This window comes from Pseudomonas mosselii (assembly GCF_019823065.1).
Taxonomy (GTDB): domain Bacteria; phylum Pseudomonadota; class Gammaproteobacteria; order Pseudomonadales; family Pseudomonadaceae; genus Aquipseudomonas; species Aquipseudomonas mosselii.
In genome coordinates this window covers 5872932-5896535 of sequence record NZ_CP081966.1, presented here as the reverse complement: position 1 = coordinate 5896535, position 23604 = coordinate 5872932, and the positions used below count along the sequence as shown (strand labels likewise).

The following is a 23604-nucleotide window of genomic DNA, read 5'->3' as shown; positions in this document are numbered from 1 at the left end:
CTCCACACAATCTCCACATTTCCTCCCCGAGGGCTCCACGCGGCGGGCAGACACTGCCCCCATCGCAAACGGAGCCTTACCCCATGAACAAGACCCTAGGTTTCAAGCTCGGCCTGATCGCCGTGCTGATCCTGCTGCTGCTGATCCCCTTGCTGATGATTGGCGGCCTGATCGACGAACGCCAGCAACTGCGCAACAACGTGCTGGGCGAGATCGCCGCGAGCTCCAGCTACGACCAGCTGGTCAGCGGCCCGGTACTGGTGGTGCCCTATCGCAAGTTCGAGCGGCGCTGGATCGACAAGGACGGCACGAGCGTCCAGGAGACCACCACGATGCACGGCAATCTCTACTTCCTGCCGGAAACCTTCGCGATGGATGTCGGTGTCGATACCGAGCTGCGCGCCCGCGGCATCTACCAGGCGCGCCTGTTCCATGCCAAGGGGCAGGTCAGCGGTCGCTTCAAGCTGCCTGAGCGCTGGGGGATCGAGAAGGACTACGACGACTACCGCTTCGACAAGCCGTTCCTGATGGTCGGCATCAGCGACATTCGCGGCATCGAGAACAGCCTGGAGCTCACCCTGGATGACCAGCGCCTGCCGTTCGAGGCCGGCAGCGGCGTCGACTGGTTGCCCGGTGGCGTGCATGTGGCCCTGCCGCAGTTCAGCGACCAGAAGGCCCGCGAGTTCGACTACGCCTTCGACCTGGCCCTGCTGGGCACCGGCCAGCTGGCGGTGCTGCCGGTCGGCCGCAGCACCACGGTAGACATGCGCGCCAACTGGCCGCACCCGAGCTTCGTCGGCAGCTACTTGCCCAGCCGCCGGGCGATCGATGAGAAGGGCTTCAGCGCCCACTGGCAGACCTCGTTCTTCGCCACCAACCTGGAAGAGTCCATGCGCCTTTGCGCGACCGTCGGCAAGTGCGGTGATTTCAACGAGCGTGCTTTTGGCGTCAGCTTCGTCGACCCGGTGGACCAGTACCTCAAGAGCGAACGGGCGATCAAGTATGCGCTGCTGTTCATCGCCCTGACTTTTGCCGGCTTCTTCCTGTTCGAAGTGCTCAAGAACCTCAGCGTGCACCCGGTGCAGTACATCCTGGTGGGCGTGGCCCTGGCGTTCTTCTACTTGCTGTTGCTGTCGCTGTCCGAGCACCTGGGGTTTGGCCTGGCCTACGGGCTGTCGGCGTCAGGATGCGTGCTGCTGATCGGCTTCTATCTGGTTCATGTACTGCGCAGCCAGGGGCGTGGCGTGGGCTTTGCGGCCGGACTGGCGGCGTTGTACGCGATGCTCTATGGGCTGCTCAGCGCCGAGGACTACGCCCTGCTGATGGGCTCGCTGCTTTGCTTCGGGTTGCTGGGTGTGTTCATGGTGCTGACCCGTCGGCTGGACTGGTCGCGGGTGGGGAGGGGCGTATGAGGGAGGATAGAGAGATCGGGCGCTGGTTGGCTGTGAGGATTGGCCAGCTATTTCCTGTGATACCGAGGTGAATTCTGGGGCTGCTCTGCAGCCCTTTCGCGACGCAAGGCCGCTCACAGACGATCGCGTAATTCTGTAGGAGCGGTCTTGTGTCGCGAAACGAGGGCGAAGCCCTCGCTGGCGCAGTCTCAGGCTAACGGAGCTGTAGCCACCATCGACGGTCGCTTTGCCACCTCGGCATACCACGCCGCCAGCCCTGGATACAGCCCACGCCAATCGAACTCAGGCTGGCGCAGGTCCAGATACCCCAACGCACAGGCCGCCCCGATCGCGGCGATATCGAACCCCGAGGCGATCTCAGCCAGGTGCTCGCGCTCCAGGCTCGCCAGGCTGCGGCGGATCTTCTCGCCCTGTGCCTGCACCCAACCGTCCCACTGCTTGTCCACCGGGCGCAGGAAGGTCTCGTAGCGGGTGGCCACTGCCGCATCCATGATCGCGTCGGCCTGAGAGGCCAGGGTCAGACGCCGCCAGCGTGCCGAGCTCTCGCGGGGGATCAGCGGCAGGCCAACGTGCTGGCTGTCGAGGTACTCGCAGATCACCCGGCTGTCGTGCAGCACGCTGCCGTCGTCCAGGCGCAGGGCTGGGATCTTGCCGATCGGGTTGCCCTGGTTGAGCTGCGCGTCGCCGTTCACCGGGCTGATGTTCACGCCCTGCACGGTGACGCGGTCCAACTGGCCGGTCTCGTGCAGCACGATCATCACCTTGCGCACGAATGGCGACAGCGGCGAATGGAACAGGATCATGGCTCAGTTGCCCTGCAGGCTGGGCGGCAGGCACACGCCGGTGCCGCCGATGCCGCAGTAGCCTTCCGGGTTCTTGGCCAGGTACTGCTGGTGGTAGGCCTCGGCGAAGTACACGGTCGGCGCCTGGGCGATCTCGGTGGTGATCTCACCGAAGCCGGCCTTGCCGAGCTCGGCCTGGAAGGCGGCCTTGCTCGCGTTTGCTTCATCGAGCTGCTGCGGCGAGGTGCAGTAGATCGCCGAGCGGTACTGGGTGCCGACATCGTTGCCCTGGCGCATGCCCTGGGTCGGGTTGTGCAACTCCCAGAACATCGCCAGCAGCTCGCGGTAGCTGACCCGGTTCTTGTCGAACACCACCAGCACCACCTCGGTGTGGCCGGTCAGGCCCGAGCAGACTTCCTCGTAGGTGGGATTGGGGGTGAAACCGCCGGCGTAGCCGACCACGGTGCTGACCACGCCTTCGCGCTGCCAGAAACGGCGCTCGGCGCCCCAGAAGCAGCCCAGGCCGAAGATGGCGAAGTCGATGTCGCCTTCGAAGAACGGGCCGAGCAGCGGGGTGCCTTCGAACACGTAGTGGAACTCGGGCAGGGTCATCGGGGTTTCGCGGCCAGGCAGGGCCTGTTCCGCGGTGGGCAGGACGTTTTTGTTCACCAGGATTTCCGAACGCAGGACCATGGCCGTTCCTCTGTGTCTTTTCAGTTGGACAGGTGTTGGCCCAATCGCCGGCAAGCCGGCTCCCTCAGGGTTATGCGTTCGACTGTGGGAGCCGGCCTGTCGGCGGTGAGGCCCGAATGGTTCCTATAGTGCCCGAGGTTGGCGCCGCTGTCAGTCCACCGGCCCACGCGGGTAGCGGCGCAGCTTGTCGTTCAGCTCGCGCCCCGGAATCGGCCGGTCGAACAGGTAGCCCTGGCCGACGTCGCAGCGGTGCCGGCGCAGGAACGCCAGCTGCTCGGGCGTCTCGATTCCTTCGGCGACCACCTTGAGCTTGAGGTTGTGGGCCATGGCCACCACCGCCGAGGTGATCTCCATGTCGTCCTGGTTGTCGGGGATCTCGTTGATGAAGCTGCGGTCGATCTTGATGATGTCGATCGGGAACTTCTTCAGGTAGCTCAGCGACGAGTAGCCGGTGCCGAAGTCGTCCATGGCCAGGGTCAGGCCCAGGGCCTTGAGCTCGTCGAGCTGGCGGTGGGTGTCCTCGGTGGCTTCCAGCAGCAGGCCTTCGGTCAGTTCCAGCTCCAGCAGGTGCGGCGGCAGGGCTTCTTCCTTGAGGATGCTGCCGATCGAACTGACCAGCTCGGGATCGGAGAACTGTTTGGGCGACAGGTTGATGGCCACGTGCAGGTTGCCGAAGCCGGCTTCGCGCAACTGCTGGCTCATGCGGCAGGATTGGCGCACCACCCACTTGCCGATGGGGATGATCAGGCCGGTTTCCTCGGCCACGCTGATGAACTGGTCGGGGCGGATCATGCCGCGCTCGGGGTGGTTCCAGCGCAGCAGCGCCTCCAGGCCGAGCAGGCGGCCGCTGCGCAGGCACAGCTTGGGCTGGTAGAACACTTCCAGTTCGTTCTGGGTCAGGGCGCGGCGCAGGTTGTTCTCGACGAACAGCTTGTAGCTGGCCTCGGCGTTGAGCACTTCGGTGAACACCTGGACCTGGTGCTTGCCGTTGGCCTTGGCCTTGTGCAGGGCCAGGCCCGCGTTTTTCATCAACGTGGCCGGGTCGCTGCCGTGCAGCGGCGCGCAGGCCAGGCCCACGGAGGCGGTGACGTTGATCAGCTGGTTGTCGACGAACATTGGTTTGTCGAGGGTGCGCAGCAACTGGTGGGCGACGCCCTGGCCATCTTCCAGGCTGGTGTCGTCCAGCAGCACGGCGAACTCGTTGCTGGCGAAGCGCGCCAGGCTGCCGCCGTTGGCCAGGCTGTTGCGCAGGCGCCGGGCCAGGCTGATCAGCAGCTTGTCGCCGGTCTGGTGGCCGAGGCTGTCGTTGATCCGCTTGAAGTTGTCGATGTCCACCAGCAGCAGGCAGATGGGGCTGGCGCTGTCGCGGGCGAAGCGCTCGTCGAGGTTGCGGATGAACGCCGGGCGGTTGCCCAGGTTGGTCAGGTTGTCGGTGTAGGCCAGGCGCTCGATGCGCTGCTGGGCCAGCTTGGTCTGGGTGACATCCTCGTAGATGCCGATGTAGTGGGTCAGCTCGCGGTTGTCGCCGTACACCTTGGAGATCGATAGCTGGCCCCAGTAGGGCTCGAGGTTCTTGCGCCGGCTTTTGAACTCGCCTTGCCAGCTGTTGCCCATGGCCAGGCTGGACGGTGAGTCGAACAGCAGCTCGCTCAAGTTTTCCAGCGCCGGCAGTTCGGCCAGGTGATGGCCCTGGACCTCCTCGGTGCTGTACTGGGTGATCGCGGTGAAGCTGGGGTTGACGTATTCCACCACGCCGTCGCGGTTGACCAGCAGGAAGGCGCTGGCGCTCTGTTCCACGGCGCGCTGGAACAGGTGCAGGGCGCTGGCGGCGGTACGCCGGTTGTGGTTGTTGATGACTTGGGCGAACTGGTCGGCCAGCTCGCCGGCGAAGGCGATCTCGTCCGACTGCCAGGCCCGTGGCTGGCCGGTCTGCTCCAGGCACAGCACGCCGACCACTTGGCCGTCGATGCGGACACTGGCATCGAGCATGGCGTTGTCGTCGGTGCTGTACAGCGATTCGGCCATCTCGCGGGTGCGCGGGTCGTGGCTGGCGTTGTGGGCGTCGATGGCGCGGCTGGCGTGCAGGGCTTCCAGATAGTCCGGAAAGCGGCTGGCGTCGATCGCCTCGGGCATGCGGTGCTGTTGGTCGCGGCTATACCACGCGCTGATCGGCTCCAGGCGCTGGTCGTTCAGGTACCAGATGCTGGCGCAGTCGACCTTGTAGATCTCGCAGGCACTGCGGGTGATCAGCTCGGCGGCTTCGAGCAGCGAGTTGCCGATGCTGTAGCGCTGGCGCGCCAGGCGCAGGATCAGGTCCTGCTGGGCGCGAACCCGCTCCAGGTGTTCGAGTTGCTCTTGTTGGGCGCGCTGGTTCAGTTGCAGGGCCAGTTGCAGGCGGTTGTTGCGCGACTCCAGGTCGTTGGCGTCGAGGTCCGGGGTGTCCTGGCGGTGGTCGTCGAACACCGTCAGGTAGCCGCGCAGCAGCTGGCGGTTGTGCTGCTTGTAGCTCTCCCCGACCTCCAGCAGGCGCAGCGGCGCCGGGCAGGCGTGCAGGGTGTAGCTAACCCGGTAGTAGCCGCGCTGAGCCAGCTGCAGCTGGATCTCGTCGTGCAGCTTGTAGCGTGCTTCTGGCTCCATGAGGCTGGCGTAGGGCGAACCGATCAGGGCGCAGAGCTCGGCGGCGGGCAGGCCGAACTGGCGGTCGCAGGCCGGGTCGAGGTAAAGCATGGCCCAGCTGGCTTCGTTCAGCCGCTCGAAACGCAGCATGCCGAGCCGCGAGGGCACGGGAAGCTGCGTCACGACCTCGGCCGCCACACGGCTGGCGGCATCGGGTTGGCTTTTCATCGAAGACTCGCTTGAACTGGGGCGCGGCCTGGAGCACGGCGCATCGGGCAAGGTTGCATCATGTCCCTGGGGCTGGCAAGCGGCCATGGGGGATGCTGTGAACAGGTTGTCGGCCAGTTGCATGAAATCTGTAGGCGCCAGCTTGCTGGCGAACCATCCACCTGTTCGCCAGCAAGCTGGTTTCTACAAGGCCGTGACATTCATGCGGGCAAAAAAAGCCCCGCCAATTGGCGGGGTTGAGGTACGAGCGTGGCAGCTCGAAAACGGGGCTGCCCCTCCGGGGGAGGGGCAGCGTGCAGCGTTACAGCAGCATGGTGCGGATGTCGCCCAGCACGTCGCCCAGGCGCTTGGTGAAGCGCGCGGCGGCGGCGCCATTGATCACACGGTGATCGTAGGACAGCGACAGCGGCAGCATCAGCTTCGGCTGGAAGGCCTTGCCGTCCCAGACCGGCTGCATGGTCGCCTTGGACACACCGAGGATCGCCACCTCAGGCGCGTTGACGATCGGCGTGAAGCCGGTGCCGCCAATGTGGCCGAGGCTGGAGATGGTGAAGCAGGCGCCCTGCATCTCGTCGGCCGAAAGCTTCTTGGTGCGGGCTTTCTCGGCCAGCGCGGCAGCTTCGGCAGCCAGTTGCAGCAGGCTCTTCTGGTCGACGTTCTTGATCACCGGGACCAGCAGACCGTCCGGGGTGTCCACGGCGAAGCCGATGTGCACGTACTTCTTGCGGATGATCGCCTTGCCGCTTGGCGCCAGCGAGCTGTTGAAGTCCGGCAGTTCCTTGAGCAGGAAAGCGCAGGCCTTGAGCAGCAGCGGCAGCACGGTCAGCTTGACGCCAGCCTTCTCGGCCACGGCCTTCTGCGCGACGCGGAAGGCTTCCAGCTCGGTGATGTCGGCGGAGTCGAACTGGGTCACGTGCGGCACGTTCAGCCAGCTGCGGTGCAGGTTGGCGGCACCGACCTGCATCAGGCGGGTCAGGGCCACTTCTTCCACTTCACCGAACTTGCTGAAGTCCACGGCCGGGATCGGCGGGATGCCTGCGCCACCGGTAGCACCGGCGGCTGGAGCTTCCTTGGCCTTCTGCATCATGGCCTTGACGTAAACTTGAACGTCTTCTTTCAGAATACGGCCGTGCGGACCGGTGGCGGCAACCGCGCCCAGGTCGACGCCGAATTCACGGGCCAGCTGACGAACGGCCGGGCCTGCATGAACCTTGGCGTTGCTGCCGGCGGCCGGTGCGGTGGCTACCGGAGCAGGGGCGGCAGCGGCAGGCGCGGCGGCCGGTGCCGCTTCAGCCTTGGCCGGAGCCGGGGCAGCAGCAGGGGCCGGAGCAGCAGCCGGCGCGGCGCCAGCGACTTTCAGCTTGAAGATCAGGTCGCCAGTGCCGACTTCATCTTCCAGCTTGCACAGCACTTCCTCGACCACGCCGGCAGCCGGCGACGGGATCTCCATGGAGGCCTTGTCGGACTCCAGGGTGATCAGCGACTGGTCGGCTTCGACGGTGTCGCCGACCTTGACCAGCACTTCGATGATCTTGGCCTTGCCCGACGAGCCGATGTCCGGCACGTGGATGTCCTGCACGCTGGCGGCAGCCGGGGCTGCGGCCGGAGCGGGAGCAGGGGCGGCTTCGGCGGCAGGCGCGGGAGCCGCAGCCTGGGCAGGCGCGGCGGCCGGAGCCTCAGGCGCCGCAGCGGCGCCCTCGACTTCCAGGACCAGCAGCTCGTCGCCTTCTTTCAGGCGGTCGCCCAGCTTGACCTTCAGTTCCTTGACCACACCGGCCTTCGGCGCGGGGATCTCCATGGAGGCCTTGTCGGACTCCAGGGTCAGCAGGCTCTGGTCAGCCTCGATACGGTCACCGACCTTGACGAACAGCTCGATGATTTCACCTTCACCGCTGCCGATGTCAGGTACGCGAATGAGTTCGCTCACTTAAAAATACTCCTCAGCAGTCCAGTGGGTTGCGCTTGTCCGGATCGATGCCGAACTTGACGATGGCGTCAGCCACAACCTTGGGTTCGATCTCGCCACGGTCAGCCAGGGCTTCCAGGGCAGCCAGCACCACGAAGTGGCGGTCGACTTCGAAGAAGTGACGCAGCTTCTTGCGGCTGTCGCTGCGACCGTAACCGTCGGTACCCAGGACCTTGAACTCTTTGCTCGGCACCCACTGGCGAATCTGCTCGGCGAACAGCTTCATGTAGTCGGTGGAGGCGATGACCGGGCCCTTGCGACCGCCCAGGCACTCTTCGACGTAGGTCTTCTGAGGCTTCTGGCCAGGCTTGAGGCGGTTGGCGCGTTCCACGGCCAGGCCGTCGCGACGCAGTTCGTTGAAGCTGGTGACGCTCCATACGTCGGCGCCGACGTTGAACTCTTCGCGCAGGATCTTCGCGGCCTCGCGGACTTCGCGCAGGATGGTGCCGGAGCCCATCAGCTGTACGTGGTGCGCGGCTTCGCGGGTGTCTTCCTCGAGCAGGTACATGCCCTTGATGATGCCGTCCTCGACACCGGCCGGCATGGCTGGCTGCTGGTACGACTCGTTCATCACGGTGATGTAGTAGAAGATGTCCTGTTGCTCTTCGGTCATCTTCTTCATGCCGTCCTGGATGATCACCGCCAGCTCGTAGCCGTAGGTCGGATCGTAGGTGCGGCAGTTCGGGATGGTGCCCGCCATCATGTGGCTGTGACCGTCTTCGTGCTGCAGGCCTTCACCGTTGAGGGTGGTACGGCCGGCGGTACCGCCGATCAGGAAGCCACGGGTGCGGCTGTCGCCGGCGGCCCAGGCCAGGTCGCCGATACGCTGGAAGCCGAACATCGAGTAGAAGATGTAGAACGGCAGCATCGGCTGGTTGTGGCAGCTGTACGAGGTACCGGCGGCGATGAACGACGACATGGCGCCGGCTTCGTTGATGCCTTCCTCGAGGATCTGGCCCTTCTTGTCTTCGCGGTAGAACATCACCTGGTCTTTATCGACCGGCTCGTAGAGCTGGCCGACCGACGAGTAGATGCCCAGCTGGCGGAACATGCCTTCCATACCGAAGGTACGGGCTTCGTCCGGGATGATCGGGACGATGCGCTGGCCGATGTCCTTGTCCTTGACCAACTGCGCCAGGATGCGCACGAAGGCCATGGTGGTGGAGATTTCGCGGTCGCCCGAGCCGTCCAGGATCGCTTTCAGCGTTTCCAGTGGCGGGGTCGGCACGCTGAAGCTCTTGGCACGGCGCTGTGGCACGAAACCGCCCAGGGCAGCGCGGCGCTCGGCCAGGTACTTGGCTTCGGCGGAGCCTTCTTCGGGCTTGAAGAACGGCAGGTTCTCAAGGTCGGCATCCTTGACCGGGATGTCGAAGCGGTCACGGAAGTGACGCAGGCTGTCGACGTCGACCTTCTTGGTGTTGTGCGCGGTGTTCTTGGCTTCGCCGGCACCGGTACCGTAACCCTTGATGGTCTTGGCCAGGATGACGGTCGGCTGCTCTTTGTGGTTCACAGCCTGGTGGTACGCCGCGTAGACCTTGTACGGGTCGTGGCCGCCACGGTTGAGCTTCCAGATCTCGTCGTCGGACAGGTCCTCGACCATGGCCTTGAGCTCTGGGGTGTTGAAGAAGTGCTCACGAACGTACGCGCCGTCTTTGGCTTTGTAGTTCTGGTACTCGCCGTCGATGACTTCGTCCATGCGGCGCTGCAGGGCACCGTTGGTGTCCTTGGCCAGCAGTGGGTCCCAGAAGCGGCCCCAGACGACTTTGTTGACGTTCCAGCCGCCGCCACGGAACACGCCTTCGAGTTCCTGGATGATCTTGCCGTTGCCGCGAACCGGGCCGTCGAGGCGCTGCAGGTTGCAGTTGATGACAAAAATCAGGTTATCCAGCTTCTCGCGGCCGGCCAGGGCGATCGCGCCCAGGGATTCCGGCTCGTCGCACTCGCCGTCGCCCATGAAGCACCAGACCTTCTGTTTGCCGGCCGGGATGAAGCCACGGGCTTCCAGGTACTTCATGAAGCGCGCCTGGTAGATGGCCTGGATCGGACCCAGACCCATCGATACAGTCGGGAACTGCCAGAAGTCAGGCATCAGCCATGGGTGCGGGTACGAAGACAGGCCGTTGCCGTCCACTTCCTGACGGAAGTTGTTCATCTGGTCTTCGCTGATGCGGCCTTCCATGAAGGCACGGGCGTAGACGCCTGGCGAGGCGTGGCCCTGGAAGAAGATCAGGTCGCCGCCGTGTTCTTCGGTCGGGGCCTGGAAGAAGTAGTTGAAGCCGATGTCGTACAGGGTGGCGCTGGAGGCGAAGCTGGAGATGTGTCCGCCCAGGTCCGAGTCTTTCAGGTTGGTGCGCATGACCATGGCCAGGGCGTTCCAACGCACCATCGAGCGGATGCGGCGTTCCATGAACAGGTCGCCAGGCATGCGTGCTTCGTGGGTGACAGGGATGGTGTTGCGGTACGGCGTGGTGATGGCATACGGCAGCTGCGAGCCACTGCGGGTGGCCAGCTCGCCCATACGGGTCATCAGGTAATGAGCGCGGTCTTCGCCTTCTTTGTCGAGGACCGACTCCAGGGCATCCAGCCATTCCTGGGTTTCGATTGGATCGAGGTCTTGCATGGCTTGCTCCAGGGCGGAAAGGCCACCAGAATCGATGGCCTGAGTTTGCGACTGGCCTTATGGGCAGACGTCGTGAATTCTTGGATTACCGGACAGTCATCCGGCGCGGTGTAGTTTTACTACAAATGCTTTCTCATTTCATGCTTTGGCAGGTCATGAGTAGTAGTAAAACTACACAAATGCGACGTTTGGTCGCATCCCGGGTTGTGAGGAAAAACGTTCATGTTGGTTGGTGGTGTGTCGCTGATAGGTAGATCTTGATGGGTTTTGCCAATTTTTCGTCTATTTCAGCTATTTCCAACTTTTGTACGACAGTCCAACCGTGGTCCAACCCCCGTTTGCCCTGCGCAACCGCTCTCTTTCACGCCGATCAAGGATAGACCATGCGCCTGCCTTTGCCGCTCGATCTGCCTGCTGTCCTCCAACCGCTGGTCGCTCGCAACCAGCAATTCATGCGCGATGCCTTGATTGGTCACCCCGAGCTGGATCTGGACAGCCTGAGCGCCGAGCACCGACGCCAGTTCGACCAGGTCGCCGCCGCCAGCGATTTCGTCCTGGCCCAGGCCCAGCGTGATCCGGCGATGCTGTTCGAACTGCTGGCCAGCGGCACGATGGGCCAGGCCTACGCGCCGGGCCAGCTGCGTGCGCAGATCAACGCCGCGGCCGATGCCGCCCAGAATGAGGACGAGTTGGCGCGCAACCTGCGCCGCGAGCGCAACCGCCAGCAACTGCGCATCATCTGGCGCGACATTACCCGCCAGGCCGCGTTGCCCGAGACCTGCCGCGACCTGTCCGACCTGGCCGACGCCAGCATCGACGAAGCCTATCAATGGCTGTACCCGCGCCACTGCCAGCAGTTCGGCACGCCCATCGGCAACCGCAGCGGCCAGCCCCAGCACCTGGTGGTGCTGGGCATGGGCAAGCTGGGCGCGGTGGAGCTGAACCTGTCGTCCGACATCGACTTGATCTTCGCCTTCCCCGAGGGCGGCGAAACCGAAGGGGTCAAGCGCTCGCTGGACAACCAGGAGTTCTTCACCCGCCTGGGCCAGCGCCTGATCAAGGCGCTCGATCCGGTCACCGTCGACGGCTTCGTATTCCGCGTCGACATGCGCCTGCGCCCTTATGGCTCTGCTGGTGCGCTGGTGCTCAGCTTCAATGCCCTGGAGCAGTACTACCAGGATCAGGGCCGCGACTGGGAGCGCTACGCCATGATCAAGGCGCGAGTGGTCGCTGGCGATCAGGTGGCCGGCGCGCAGTTGCAGGAGATGCTGCGGCCGTTCGTCTACCGACGCTACCTGGACTTCTCCGCCATCGAGGCGCTGCGCACCATGAAGCAGCTGATCCAGCAGGAAGTGCGGCGCAAAGGCATGGCCGACAACATCAAGCTCGGTGCCGGTGGCATTCGCGAAGTGGAGTTCATCGCCCAGGCGTTCCAGCTGATTCACGGCGGTCGCGACCTGAGCCTGCAGCAGCGGCCGTTACTCAAGGTCCTGACCACCCTGGAAGGGCAGGGCTACCTGCCTACGGCCGTGGTCGCCGAGCTGCGCGACGGCTATGAATTCCTGCGCTACACCGAGCACGCGATCCAGGCCATCGCCGACCGCCAGACCCAGATGCTGCCGGACGACCCGACCGACCGCGCGCGCATCGCCTACATGCTCGGCTTCGCCGACTGGGACAGCTTCCACGGCCAATTGATGCACTGGCGTGGGCGTATCGACTGGCATTTCCGCCAGGTCATCGCCGACCCGGATGAAGATGAGGCCGAAGGCGAACTGGTGGTCGGCGGCGAGTGGTCGCCCCTGTGGGAGCAGGCCCAGGATGAAGACGCCGCCTCCCGCCAATTGGAGGAAGCGGGCTTCCGGCAGCCGGCCGAGGCCCTGCGCCGCCTGACCGCGTTGCGGGCCAGCCCGACCCTGCGCTCGATGCAGCGCATCGGTCGCGAGCGCCTGGACGCCTTCATTCCGCGGCTGCTGGCCCAGGCGGTCGAGCACGACAACCCCGACCTGGTGCTGGAGCGGGTGCTGCCATTGGTCGAGGCCGTGGCGCGGCGCTCGGCCTACCTGGTGCTGCTTACCGAAAACCCCGGCGCCCTGCGCCGCCTGCTGACCCTGTGCGCCGCCAGCCCGTGGATTGCCGAGCAGATGGCCCGCTACCCGCTGCTGCTCGACGAACTGCTCAATGAAGGCCGGTTGTTCAGCCCGCCGTTGGCGCCGGAGCTGGCCGCCGAGCTGCGCGAGCGCCTGACGCGCATTCCCGAGGATGACCTGGAACAGCAGATGGAGGCCCTGCGCCACTTCAAGCTGGCCCACAACCTGCGCGTGGCCGCCTCGGAAATCAGCGGCAACCTGCCCTTGATGAAGGTCAGCGACTACCTGACCTGGCTGGCCGAGGCGATTCTTGACCAGGTGTTGGCCCTGGCTTGGCGCCAGACCGTGGCGCGTCATGGTCAGCCCAAGCGCAGCGACGGCAGCCTGTGCGACCCGGGCTTCATCATCGTCGGCTACGGCAAGGTCGGCGGCCTGGAGTTGGGCCATGGTTCTGACCTGGACCTGGTGTTCATTCATGATGGCGACCCGAATGCCGAAACCGACGGCGCCAAGCCCATCGACAGCGCGCAGTTCTACACCCGCCTGGGCCAGCGCATCATCCACCTGCTGACCACCCAGACCAACTCCGGCCAGCTCTACGACGTGGACATGCGCCTGCGTCCCTCCGGCGCCTCGGGGCTGCTGGTCAGCTCGCTGGGCGCCTTCGAGCGCTACCAGCAGAACGAGGCCTGGACCTGGGAGCACCAGGCACTGGTGCGGGCCCGCGTATTGGTGGGTTGCAAGCAGGTGGCGACGGCCTTCGAGTCGGTGCGGGCGCAGGTCCTCGGCCAGCCACGCGACCTCGACAAGCTGCGCGTCGACGTCAGCGAGATGCGCGCCAAGATGCGCGACAACCTGGGCACCAAGCTCACTGCCGCCGGCACCGCGGGCAATGCCTTCGAGGCCGGTCAGCCGTTCGATATCAAGCAGGATGCCGGCGGTATCGTGGATATCGAATTTATGGTGCAATACGCCGCTTTGGCCTGGTCCCACGACCATCCGGCCATACTGCGCTGGACCGATAACATCCGTATCCTCGAAGAGCTGGAGCAGGCCGGGCTGATGCCCGCCGCCGACGCCGTGCTGCTGCGCGAGGTGTACAAGGCGTTCCGCTCGGCGTCGCACCGCCAGGCCCTGCAGAAGCAGGCAGGGGTGATCGATGCGGCGCAGTTTGTCGATGAGCGTCGTGAGGTAAGGCGGATCTGGAGTGAGCTGGGTCTGACTTGAGGTTGTTGGGGCCGCTGTGCGGCCCTTTCGCGACACAAGGCCGCTCCTACAAGGGATTGCGTTCCCTGTAGGAGCGGCCTTGTGTCGCGAAAGGGCTGCAAAGCAGCCCCAAAGGTTCATGCCTCACCACCGGTGGTACACTGTCCGCCACATAGCCTGAATATAAAGAGGGGAGGCCAGGTTGTAGCGCAGCCTGCAGCCTCCCCGAATGTTTCTGGATAAAGCATGAGAATACTGATCATTGGCCCCAGCTGGGTCGGCGACATGGTGATGGCGCAGACCCTGTTCCAGTGCCTCAAACAGCAGCACCCCGACTGCGTGATCGACGTCCTGGCCCCTGAGTGGAGCCGACCGATCCTCGAACGCATGCCCGAGGTGCGCCAGGCCTTGAGCTTCCCGCTCGGCCACGGCGCGCTGGAGCTGGCCACGCGCCGGCGCATCGGCAAGTCGCTGGCCGGCCAGTACGACCAGGCGATCCTGCTGCCCAACTCGCTCAAGTCGGCGCTGGTGCCGTATTTCGCCGGTATCCCCAAGCGCACCGGCTGGCGCGGCGAGATGCGCTACCTGCTGCTCAACGACGTGCGCAAGCTGGACAAGGCCCGCTACCCGCTGATGATCGAGCGCTTCATGGCCCTGGCCTACGCGCCGGATGCCGAGTTGCCCAAGCCTTACCCGCGTCCGAGCCTGCAGATCGAAGCCGCGAGCCGCGAAGCGGCCCTGGCCAAGTTCGGCCTGGCGCTGGACCGCCCGGTGCTGGCGCTGTGCCCCGGCGCCGAATTCGGCGAGGCCAAGCGCTGGCCGGCCGAGCACTACGCCGAAGTGGCTGACGCGATGATTCGCCAGGGCTGGCAGGTGTGGCTGTTCGGCTCGAAGAACGATCATCCGGTGGGCGAGCAGATTCGCGACCGGTTGATCCCCGGGCTGCGCGAGGAATCCTGCAACCTGGCGGGGGAAACCTCCCTGGCCGAGGCCATCGACCTGATGTCCTGTGCCGATGCGGTGGTGTCCAACGACTCCGGCCTGATGCATGTGGCCGCCGCCCTCAACCGCCCGCTGGTGGCGGTGTACGGCTCGACCTCGCCGGGCTTCACCCCGCCGCTGGCCGATCAGGTGGAGGTGGTGCGCACCGGCATCGAGTGCAGCCCCTGCTTCGAACGCACCTGCCGCTTCGGCCACTACAACTGCCTGCGCCTGCTGGAGCCGGCCAAGGTGATCGCCGCGCTGCAGGGTCTGGGCGGGCCGAACCTGATCGATACCGTGGCCGAGGTCGACTGAGTGCGGGTACTGATCATCAAGACCTCGTCGCTGGGCGATGTCATCCACACCCTGCCGGCCCTCACCGACGCCGCCCACGCCATCCCAGGCATCCGTTTCGACTGGGTGGTGGAAGAAGGCTTCGCCGAGATCCCCAGCTGGCATCCGGCGGTCGACCGGGTGATCCCGGTGGCGATACGCCGCTGGCGCAAGAATCTCTGGCAGACGCTCAAGAGCGGCGAATGGAAGGCGTTCAAGCAACGCCTGCGCGAACACAAGTACGACCTGGTGATCGATGCCCAGGGCCTGGTCAAGTCGGCCTGGCTGACGCGCTATGTGAAAGCGCCGGTGGCCGGCCTGGACCGTTACTCGGCCCGCGAGGGCTGGGCCAGCCGCTTCTACGACCGGCGCCTGTCGGTCGCCGTCGGCCAGCACGCCGTGGAGCGCGTGCGCCAGCTGTTCGCCCTGGCCCTGGCCTACGACCTGCCGGAAGGGCTGGGCGACTACGGCCTGGACCTCAACCGCCTGCAACTGCCGCCGGCCGCGCCCTACGTGGTGTTCCTGCACGGCACCACCTGGGCCACCAAGCACTGGCCGGAGGCCTACTGGCGCGAGCTGGCCGAGCGCATGGGCCGGCGCAAGCTGCAGGTGATGCTGCCGTGGGGCAACCCGGCGGAAAAGGCCCGCGCCGAGCGCATTGCCCAAGGCTTGAACAACTGCCAGGTGCTCCCCAAGTTGAACCTGGCCGGCGTCGCCCGCGTGCTGGCGGCGGCCAAGGCCTGCGTGGCGGTGGACACCGGCCTCGGCCACCTGGCCGCCGCGCTGGATGTGCCGACCATCTCGCTGTTCGGCCCCACCAACCCTGGTCTGACTGGCGCCTACGGACGCGCCCAGATCCACCAGGCGAGCGACTTCCCCTGCGCCCCGTGCCTGCAGAAGAAGTGCACCTACAAACCGAGCGCCGAGGACCTGCGCCGGTTCGATCTCAAACGCGAGTGGCCGCTGTGCTTCACTCGCCTGAATCCCGAGCATGTGGCGGGCCGCTTGAGCGCGCTGCTGCTGGCTGAGGATGTTCGTTGATGCAACTGGCTTTTGTGCTCTACAAGTATTTCCCCTTTGGCGGGCTGCAGCGCGACTTCATGCGCATCGCCCTCGAGTGCCAGAAGCGGGGTCACCAGATCCGCGTGTACACGCTGATCTGGGAAGGTGACATTCCGCCGGGCTTCGAGGTGCTGGTGGCGCCGGTCAAGGCGCTGTTCAACCACCGCCGCAACGAGAAGCTCAGCGCCTGGATGGAAGCCGACCTGGCCAAGCGTCCGGTCGATCGCCTGATCGGCTTCAACAAGATGCCCGGCCTGGACGTCTACTACGCCGCCGACGGCTGTTTCGAGGACAAGGCCCAGACCCTGCGCGGCGGCCTGTACCGCCGCTGGGGCCGTTACCGCCATTTCGCTGAATACGAGCGGGCGGTGTTCGCCAAGGATGCGCATACCGAGATCCTGATGATTTCCGAGGTGCAGCAGCCGCTATTCATCAAGCACTACGGCACCCCCGAGGCGCGCTTCCACCTGCTGCCGCCGGGTATCTCCCAGGACCGCCGCCGCCCGGCAGACGCCGCGACCATTCGCGCCGACTTCCGCCAGGAGTTCGGCCTGGCCGACGATGAATTGCTGCTGGTGCAGATCGGCTCGGGCTTCAAGACCAAGGGGGTGGACCGCAGCCTCAAGGCCCTGGCGGCGTTGCCGTCGGCCCTGCGCAAGCGTACCAAGCTGATGGTCATCGGCCAGGACGACCCCAAGCTGTTTCAGGTGCAAAGCGCGGCGCTCGGCCTGGGCGAGCAGGTGCAGTTCCTCAAGGGCCGCAGCGACATTCCGCGTTTTCTGCTCGGTGCCGACCTGCTGATCCACCCGGCCTACAACGAGAACACCGGGACCGTGCTGCTCGAAGCGCTGGTCGCCGGGTTGCCGGTGCTGGTGTCCAAGGTCTGTGGCTATGCCCACTACATCGCCGAGGCCGATAGCGGCCTGGTGCTGGACGAGCCGTTCGAGCAGGAGCAGTTGAACCGCTACCTGCAACGCATGCTCGAAGACGCCGGGGCCCGCGCGGCCTGGTCGGACCACGGTGTGGCCTTCGCCGAGACCGCCGACCTGTACAGCATGCCGCAGCATGCCGCCGATGTGATCCTCGGTCAGGAGACCGCATGAAGCTGATACTGGCCGAACCGTTCAAGCGCCTGTGGGTCGGGCGCGATCCCTTCGAGGCCGTCGAGGCCCTGCAGGGCGAGGTGTACCGCGAGCTGGAAGGCCGCCGCACCCTGCGCACCGAGGTCGATGGCGCGGGCTTCTTCGTCAAGATCCACCGCGGCATCGGCTGGGGCGAGATCTTCAAGAACCTGTTCAGCGCCAAGCTGCCGGTGCTCGGCGCCGGCCAGGAATGGCGGGCCATCCAGCGCCTGCATGAAGCCGGTGTGCCGACCATGACCGCGGTGGCCTACGGCGAGCGTGGCAGCAATCCGGCCACCCAGCACTCGTTCATCGTTACCGAGGAGCTGGCGCCCACTGTCAGCCTGGAAGACTTCAGCATCGACTGGGTCAAGCAGCCGCCAGCGCCGCGCCTGAAGCGCGCGCTGATCGCCGAAGTGGCGAAGATGACCGGCGGCATGCACCGCGCCGGGGTCAACCACCGCGACTGTTACATCTGCCACTTCCTGCTGCACACCGACCGCCCGGTGACGCCGGAAGACTTCAAACTGTCGGTGATCGACCTGCACCGCGCCCAGACCCGGGCGAAGATCACCCGTCGCTGGCGCGACAAGGACCTGGCCGCCCTGTATTTCTCGGCCCTGGACATCGGCCTGACCCGCCGCGACAAGCTGCGCTTTCTGCGCGGCTACTTCCAGCGCCCGTTGCGCCAGGTGCTCAAGGACGAAGCCGCGCTGCTCGCCTGGCTGGAGCGCAAGGCGCAGAAACTCTACGACCGCAAGCAACGTTACGGGGACGCACTCTGATGGCGAGCTGGAACCTGGCGCCCGAGTATGCGCACCTGGCGGCCGATTTCGGCAGTATCGACGCGGTGTTCGCCCTCCAGGGCGAGCGCCTGACCCGCGACCCGCTGAGCGAGGTCATCCGCATCGAGCGCGATGGCGTCAACTACTACGTCAAGCGCTACACCGGCGCCGGCAAGCACATGCGCCGCTACCTGGGCCGACCCAGGGTCAAGGCCGAATGGCAGAACCTCAAGCAGTTCGCCAAGTGGGGCATCCCCACCGCCGATGTGGTCGCCTGGGGGCTCGAGCGCCAGGGCCTGGCCTTTGGCCGCGGGGCGATGATCACCCGCGAGCTGCCGCGCACCGAAGACCTCTCGGCGTTGGCCGAACGCAATGATCCGCGCCTGCGCGACGCCGCCTGGGTCGATCACGTCAGCCGCCAGCTGGCACGTCACACTCGGGTGATGCACGATCACCACTTCGCCCATAACGACCTTAAATGGCGCAACCTGCTGGTCGACGACCAGGGCACGCTATTCTTCATCGACTGCCCGACCGGCGATTTCTGGCGCGGCTTCATGCTGCGCCACCGGTTGATCAAGGACTTGGCGTGCCTGGACAAGGTGGCCAAGTACCACCTGTCGGCGACCCAGCGCCTGCGCTTCTACCTGCAGTACCGCGGACACGCGCGTCTGAACGCCCGTGACAAGAAGCGCATTCGCCAGGTGCTGGGCTTTTTCGAGGGAAGGGAATGACCGATTACCTGGCCAGTGCCGACCAGGCGCTGCTGCAACGCCACGGGCTGAGCGACTTCGAGGCGCTGTGGGCCCTGCAGCTGGATGCCGTGGACGAACCCAATACCGGCCGTGGCGGCTGGAGCAGCGTGTTCCGCCTGGAGCTCGAGGGCAAGGGTTTCTACCTCAAGCGCCAGAGCGACTACTTCACCCGCAGCCTGCAGCGGCCCTTTGGCGAGCCGACCTTCGCCCGGGAGTTTCGCAACATCAGCCGCTACCAGAAGCTCGAGATTCCCGCGCTGCAGGCGGTCTTCTATGGCGAGCGCAAGCAGGGTGGCGAGCACCGGGCGATCCTCATGACCCGGGCGCTGGACGAGTGGACCGACCTTGAGCAACTGCTCGGCCGCTGGGCGCAGATGGACGCGTCGCAGCGCCAGGCGATCCTCCAGGCCTGTGGACGGCTGGCCCGCACCCTGCACGCCGCCGGGCAGATGCACGGCTGCTTCTACCCCAAGCACATCTTCCTGCGTGAGCGCCGCGAGGGCTGGCAGGCCCAGCTGATCGACCTGGAAAAGACCCGTCCGTTGCTGTTTGGCATGCGTGACCGGGTCAAGGACCTCGAGCCGTTGCTGCGCCGCGCCCGGGCCTGGGACGAGGCCGATGTTCGCATGCTGCTGGCGGCTTATCTGGAGCAGCCGGCGGACAGCGCCCCGGTATCCACCTGGCTGCAACGCCTGACCCAACGCCGTCGTCACAAAGAGGCCCGCTGATGCGCCTGTCCGAATTGAAGGCGGCCGGGCGCAGCCCGAGCCTGCCGCTGACCGTCACCCTCGCCGACGCCGCGGGCAGCGCCGACCTGCAGTTGCTCAGCCTGTTGCGCGTGCTGCCGGGCCAGCGTTATGTCGGCGCGGGTATCTGGCGTGGCACCAAGGTGCTGGCCAAGTTGCTGGTCGGTGGCAATGCCGCCCGGCATTTCCAGCGTGAGCGCGATGGCGCCCTGCTGATGGCCGAGCAAGGCCTGACCACTCCACGCCTGCTGGCCGATGGCCTCAAGGAAGGCGAGGGCGGCTGGCTGTTGTTCGAATACCTCGACCATGCCGAAAGCCTGGGCGACGCCTGGGCCCGGGTGGAGCAACTGCCGATGCTGGCCGACGAGCAGCACCTGGTGCTGGGCGAGGCCCTCACCGCCGTGGCGCAGATGCACGCCAAGGGCCTGTGGCAGGAAGACCTGCACCTGGACAACCTGCTGCGCCAGGATGGCCAGCTGTACCTGATCGACGGCGCGGGCATCAAGGCCGAGACGCCCGCCCAGCAACTGTCGCGCCAGCGCGTGCTGGAGAACCTCGGGGTGTTCTTCGCCCAGTTGCCCAAGCGCCTGGAGCCGTTCATCGAGGAAGCGCTGGTGCACTACGTGCTGGCCAATGCCGAGCACGCGCTGCCGCTGGAAGCGCTGCACAAGCAGGTGGACAAGGTGCGCGCCTGGCGCCTGAAGGACTACCTGGACAAGGCCGGCCGCGAATGCACGCTGTTCAGCGTCGAGCGCAACCTGTCCGGGCTGCGGGCGATTTGCCGCAACGAGCTCGAAGCGATGCGTCCGGTGCTGGAGCAGGCCGATGCGCTGATCGACCAGGGCCATCTGTACAAGACCGGTGGCGCGGCCAGCGTGGCGCGTATCGAGGTAGCCGGGCGCACGTTGGTGCTCAAGCGCTACAACATCAAGAACACCGCCCACTGGTTCAAGCGCTTCTGGCGCCCGAGCCGGGCTTGGCATTCGTGGATCGAAGGCCATCGCCTGACGTTTCTCGACATCGCCACGCCTCGCCCCCTGGCGGTGCTGGAGCAGCGGGTGATGGGGCTGCGCAGCACGGCCTACCTGGTGACCGAGTACGCCGATGGGCCGGACCTGATCGAATGCTTCGCACCCTACGTGGAAAGCGGCGAGGCGCCCGACGAGCAGGTCGAGGCCTTGATACGGGTGATGCAGCAGCTGATCCGCGAGCGTATCAGCCATGGCGACTTCAAGGGCCACAACCTGTTCTGGCAGGACGGCCAATGGTCGCTGATCGACCTCGACGCCATGTGCCAGCACGCCACCCAGCTCAGCTTCGCCCCGGCCTTCGCCCGGGACCGGGCGCGGCTGCTGCGCAACTGGCCGAGTGGCAGCGCGTTGCACCAGCGCCTCGATCAGTTGCTTCCAAGGCTTGGGGAGTAAACCGGGGGCAGCTCGAGCCATTCGCTGCTGCGTCCGGTCTGGCGCACGCGGATCTGCCATCGTCGCTCGTGCCAGCGTAGGATTGCCCAGGGGTTACCGCCGAGCTCGCGTTGGCCTGCGATTATCAAGTGATAGTGGTTGTCCAGCAGGTGCAGACGCAGTGGCAGCGCGTGACTGCCCAGCCGCAGGTACAGGCCGTTGCTGCCTTGGTACAACCCAAGCGCCTCGCCATGCTTGACACCAGCGGGGATTGAGCTGAGCCGGCAATTGTCGAGCAGCGCCTGCAGGTCTGGCAGGCCGTCATGCCACACTAACGGTGAGTCGACGACCCATTCGCCGTCCTTGCGTCGTTTCACTGGCACCTTGGTGTAGGCGTCCGGTTTGCGCGGATCGATCACCCGCCAGCGATAGCCATCGTACGAGACCTGGTAGGTGCGTTCTTCGCTGTTCTTTATGAAGTAGAACGTCAGCCCTGGGTAAGGCGAAGGTTGTTCATAGATGCCCTCTTTGTGAATGCCATCGACCCGGTAACGCAATGTGCTGGTATCTACAGGCTTGGCCAGTTCCAGGGGCAGTTTAAGCACGGGTGTCGGTGGCATGCCACGGATCGCCCGACGCACCACGGAAGACCCGTTTATGCTGTTGATGCCGTCGCTGGTGTGGGTAAAGGCCTCGACCATATGCTTGAGCACGCCGATGCGGTCTGCTTCACGGCAAGACTTCTCCAGGTCCAGCACAGAGAGCACTGCTCGCCCGAACGACAAGGCGGTGAGCGCGGGGTTGGGCAATACCAGGCTGAGCAGGTCGAGCGTGATCCACAGCACATGCAGGCTCATCTCTCCCAACAGTTCAAGCTTGGTGTTGGTGGCTGAATCCACTGCGCTGAGTGCGGCGCTCACTTCGGCCCGATAGCGGGCCTGCTGGAAATCCCCGACGATCCGAGGTGTGTTCACCCGCGCCGCCAGCCCGCCCTTGAGCAACCAGCGCTCGATCGCATCGCGGTCGGCCAGTGGCACGCGGTCCTTCACATACTCGCGCAGAGCGGGCTGGTCGCGCAGTGTCCTGAGCAGATGCCGGGCGTTGCGAAATTCCCGCCAGGATCTTCGGTCCGGCGCGTCGGGGGTGTACACAACTAAACGATGCACGCCAGGGGTATCGGGTGTCACCAGCAAAACGCCGTGGACCGTGTGGCTGTTTATCAACCATTGACGGACACTGCCGCTCGGGCGTTGTCTACTGTCCGGATGGTCGATTGCCGTTTTCGTCCATGTGTAACCACGCTCAAAAGGGTCCTCCAGAAAGTGGCCGGCATAGCGCGCCTTGGCCGCTTCGGCACGCATGCGCGCCCTGCTTATGGCGACAAAGCACGCTTGGCGCCACTGCCCGGCGGGTGAATCGAGCAGGTGCGTGCGCAGATACTCGCTGTAGCGTTCGCCCACGTTCAGGGTGCGTATTATGTGCTTGATCTGGCGCGGCGTTATCTGCGGCACTTGGCTGCCGTCTTTGCGGTGCACGCGTGCTGTGAGCCAATAGTCCACGTCGATCCAGCCGATGTTGAGCCTGGCCAACTGGTCGAGGCGGTAGGTCCGTGATACCAGTTCCACCGTGTCGCCCACTTGCCGGCGACTGGCTACGGGTACGTAGCCGGTGGTGAGCCCAGGATGCAGCATCGGTCCCTGTTGCCGGGCCAGCGTCACGCTGACGTAGATCTCAAGCGGATCGGTATCGAACTGGTATTGATGACGCATTGCAGCGCGCAGTTGCCCGCAGGTCCAGGCGTTCAAGTCATGCTCGTCGAGAAATTGCTCATGGTTCAGAATCCCTGGTGCGGCCGCCTGGTCGATGGCTATCACCAGCTCCTGCAGGGTCTGCATGATATGCGTCAGGCCTTGCGTAGACGCGTTCTTCAGCCAGGCGGGTGAGTTTCTTTCCAGCAACAGCCCATAGCGGGTTTGCAGGGCTGACCGGCTGTCGGCCCAGGGCAGCAGGTCACCAGCCTCGGCGACGCGTGCGCGCAGGGTTGGCCAGTCGACCGGGCTTTGTAGCGCCGCATTCTCCCAGACCAGGACCAGACGGGCGTGTTGTCCGTCGATGAGGGATTGCGCCTGGGCCTGCACCAGGTCGTCGTTGAACCATTCATAGCGTAAGCGCTCAGCGTTACGGGCCAGGTCGCGATCTCTTTTGCTGGTGATATGCCGCAACAGTGCGCGGCTCTGCTGCGGGTCGTCGAGCCGCTCGCACAGCTCGGCATGCAATTGCCCCAGGTCTTCGAACGCTTCTATGCCATGCGACAGGCTGCACAATAGAGCGTGGTTGCTGGTTTGCCGGGGATCGGGCGTGCCCCCCTCGGGACCGCCTTCGACGATCACGAATACGCCGGGCAGGTATTTGCGCCAGTGGGGGGTGGCGATATCCAGCAGTGGGCGATAGACCTGCGGTCGTTGAGCCTCAGGCAGGTGTTGGCGTTGCCAGGGCAACGGCATCTGCACACACGTTTCGAGCAATTCGGCATGGTTCGAGCCGAGTGTGTGGTCATCTAGACGCAAGGTGACCTGGGCAAGCAATTGCTGGCGAAGCAATGCGACCAACCGAGTCTGGCGACTCTCTGCACCGCTGCCCGTTTCGAGCCAGTAGCCGGAAAGGCTGGCAAAAAAACGCTGGCGGGCGTTAAGCCAGCCCAGCGAGGCATCAGGGTAGGGTGGCGAGGCGAGCAGGGTACCTAGCTGTTGGTCGAAAGATTGGAAATGTTGCAGGCTCATGCAGTCCGCTCCGAGGTGATGAAGC

Annotated in this window: 15 protein-coding genes; 9 read left to right on the top strand and 6 right to left on the bottom strand. The window is 65.2% G+C overall.

Annotated elements, in window-relative coordinates:
- The first annotated feature begins 83 nt into the window (after positions 1-83).
- Complete coding sequence (creD, locus tag K5H97_RS27455; protein ID WP_028689098.1) at positions 84-1412, top strand: cell envelope integrity protein CreD; 1329 nt, start codon at positions 84-86, stop codon at positions 1410-1412.
- Positions 1413-1600: 188 nt separating this feature from the next.
- On the opposite strand, the gene K5H97_RS27450 is transcribed toward creD, so the two are convergent.
- The 5 genes from K5H97_RS27450 to aceE form a co-directional block, all read right to left on the bottom strand.
- A complete protein-coding gene (locus K5H97_RS27450) occupies positions 1601-2215 on the bottom strand; it encodes a glutathione S-transferase (protein WP_028689097.1) in 615 nt (204 codons plus the stop codon).
- A gap of 3 nt (positions 2216-2218) precedes the next feature.
- The gene (gene msrA / locus K5H97_RS27445) at positions 2219-2887 is read right to left on the bottom strand and encodes a peptide-methionine (S)-S-oxide reductase MsrA (protein ID WP_028689096.1); all 669 of its coding nucleotides are present in this window, start codon (positions 2885-2887) and stop codon (positions 2219-2221) included.
- A 150-nt stretch (positions 2888-3037) separates the two neighbouring features.
- Positions 3038-5731 carry a putative bifunctional diguanylate cyclase/phosphodiesterase gene (locus K5H97_RS27440; RefSeq protein WP_028689095.1) on the bottom strand — a complete coding sequence of 898 codons (2694 nt, stop codon included), beginning with the start codon at positions 5729-5731 and terminating at the stop codon, positions 3038-3040.
- 301 nt (positions 5732-6032) lie between these two features.
- Positions 6033-7658: a dihydrolipoyllysine-residue acetyltransferase gene (gene aceF, locus K5H97_RS27435; protein WP_028689094.1), complete on the bottom strand. Its 1626-nt coding sequence runs from the start codon at positions 7656-7658 to the stop codon at positions 6033-6035.
- A 13-nt stretch (positions 7659-7671) separates the two neighbouring features.
- The gene (gene aceE / locus K5H97_RS27430) at positions 7672-10317 is read right to left on the bottom strand and encodes a pyruvate dehydrogenase (acetyl-transferring), homodimeric type (RefSeq protein WP_028689093.1); all 2646 of its coding nucleotides are present in this window, start codon (positions 10315-10317) and stop codon (positions 7672-7674) included.
- Between the two features lie 383 nt (positions 10318-10700).
- On the opposite strand from aceE, the gene glnE reads away from it, so the two are divergent.
- The 8 genes from glnE (at position 10701) to K5H97_RS27390 (ending at position 20820) form a co-directional block, all read left to right on the top strand.
- On the top strand, positions 10701-13634 hold the full coding sequence (gene glnE, locus K5H97_RS27425) for a bifunctional [glutamate--ammonia ligase]-adenylyl-L-tyrosine phosphorylase/[glutamate--ammonia-ligase] adenylyltransferase (protein WP_028689092.1): 2934 nt from the start codon (positions 10701-10703) through the stop codon (positions 13632-13634).
- A 225-nt stretch (positions 13635-13859) separates the two neighbouring features.
- Positions 13860-14909 (top strand): lipopolysaccharide heptosyltransferase II, encoded by a 1050-nt coding sequence (waaF, locus tag K5H97_RS27420; protein WP_028689091.1) that lies wholly within the window; start codon positions 13860-13862, stop codon positions 14907-14909.
- Positions 14910-15968: a lipopolysaccharide heptosyltransferase I gene (gene waaC / locus K5H97_RS27415; RefSeq protein WP_028689090.1), complete on the top strand. Its 1059-nt coding sequence runs from the start codon at positions 14910-14912 to the stop codon at positions 15966-15968.
- The gene (locus tag K5H97_RS27410; RefSeq protein ID WP_028689089.1) at positions 15968-17092 is read left to right on the top strand and encodes a glycosyltransferase family 4 protein; all 1125 of its coding nucleotides are present in this window, start codon (positions 15968-15970) and stop codon (positions 17090-17092) included. The genes waaC and K5H97_RS27410 overlap by 1 nt, the downstream gene beginning before the upstream one ends.
- Positions 17089-17895: a lipopolysaccharide core heptose(I) kinase RfaP gene (gene rfaP / locus K5H97_RS27405; protein WP_028689088.1), complete on the top strand. Its 807-nt coding sequence runs from the start codon at positions 17089-17091 to the stop codon at positions 17893-17895. Before K5H97_RS27410 ends, rfaP begins: the two co-directional genes overlap by 4 nt.
- Positions 17895-18629: a lipopolysaccharide kinase InaA family protein gene (locus K5H97_RS27400; RefSeq protein ID WP_028689087.1), complete on the top strand. Its 735-nt coding sequence runs from the start codon at positions 17895-17897 to the stop codon at positions 18627-18629. Before rfaP ends, K5H97_RS27400 begins: the two co-directional genes overlap by 1 nt.
- Positions 18626-19378: a lipopolysaccharide kinase InaA family protein gene (locus K5H97_RS27395; RefSeq protein ID WP_028689086.1), complete on the top strand. Its 753-nt coding sequence runs from the start codon at positions 18626-18628 to the stop codon at positions 19376-19378. Before K5H97_RS27400 ends, K5H97_RS27395 begins: the two co-directional genes overlap by 4 nt.
- Complete coding sequence (locus tag K5H97_RS27390; RefSeq protein WP_028689085.1) at positions 19378-20820, top strand: lipopolysaccharide kinase InaA family protein; 1443 nt, start codon at positions 19378-19380, stop codon at positions 20818-20820. Before K5H97_RS27395 ends, K5H97_RS27390 begins: the two co-directional genes overlap by 1 nt.
- Here the strand turns inward: K5H97_RS27390 and K5H97_RS27385 are convergent.
- Entirely contained in the window at positions 20793-23579 is a 2787-nt protein-coding gene (locus K5H97_RS27385; protein WP_028689084.1) for a dermonecrotic toxin domain-containing protein, read from the bottom strand. The genes K5H97_RS27390 and K5H97_RS27385 overlap by 28 nt on opposite strands.
- Positions 23580-23604: the final 25 nt, after the last annotated feature.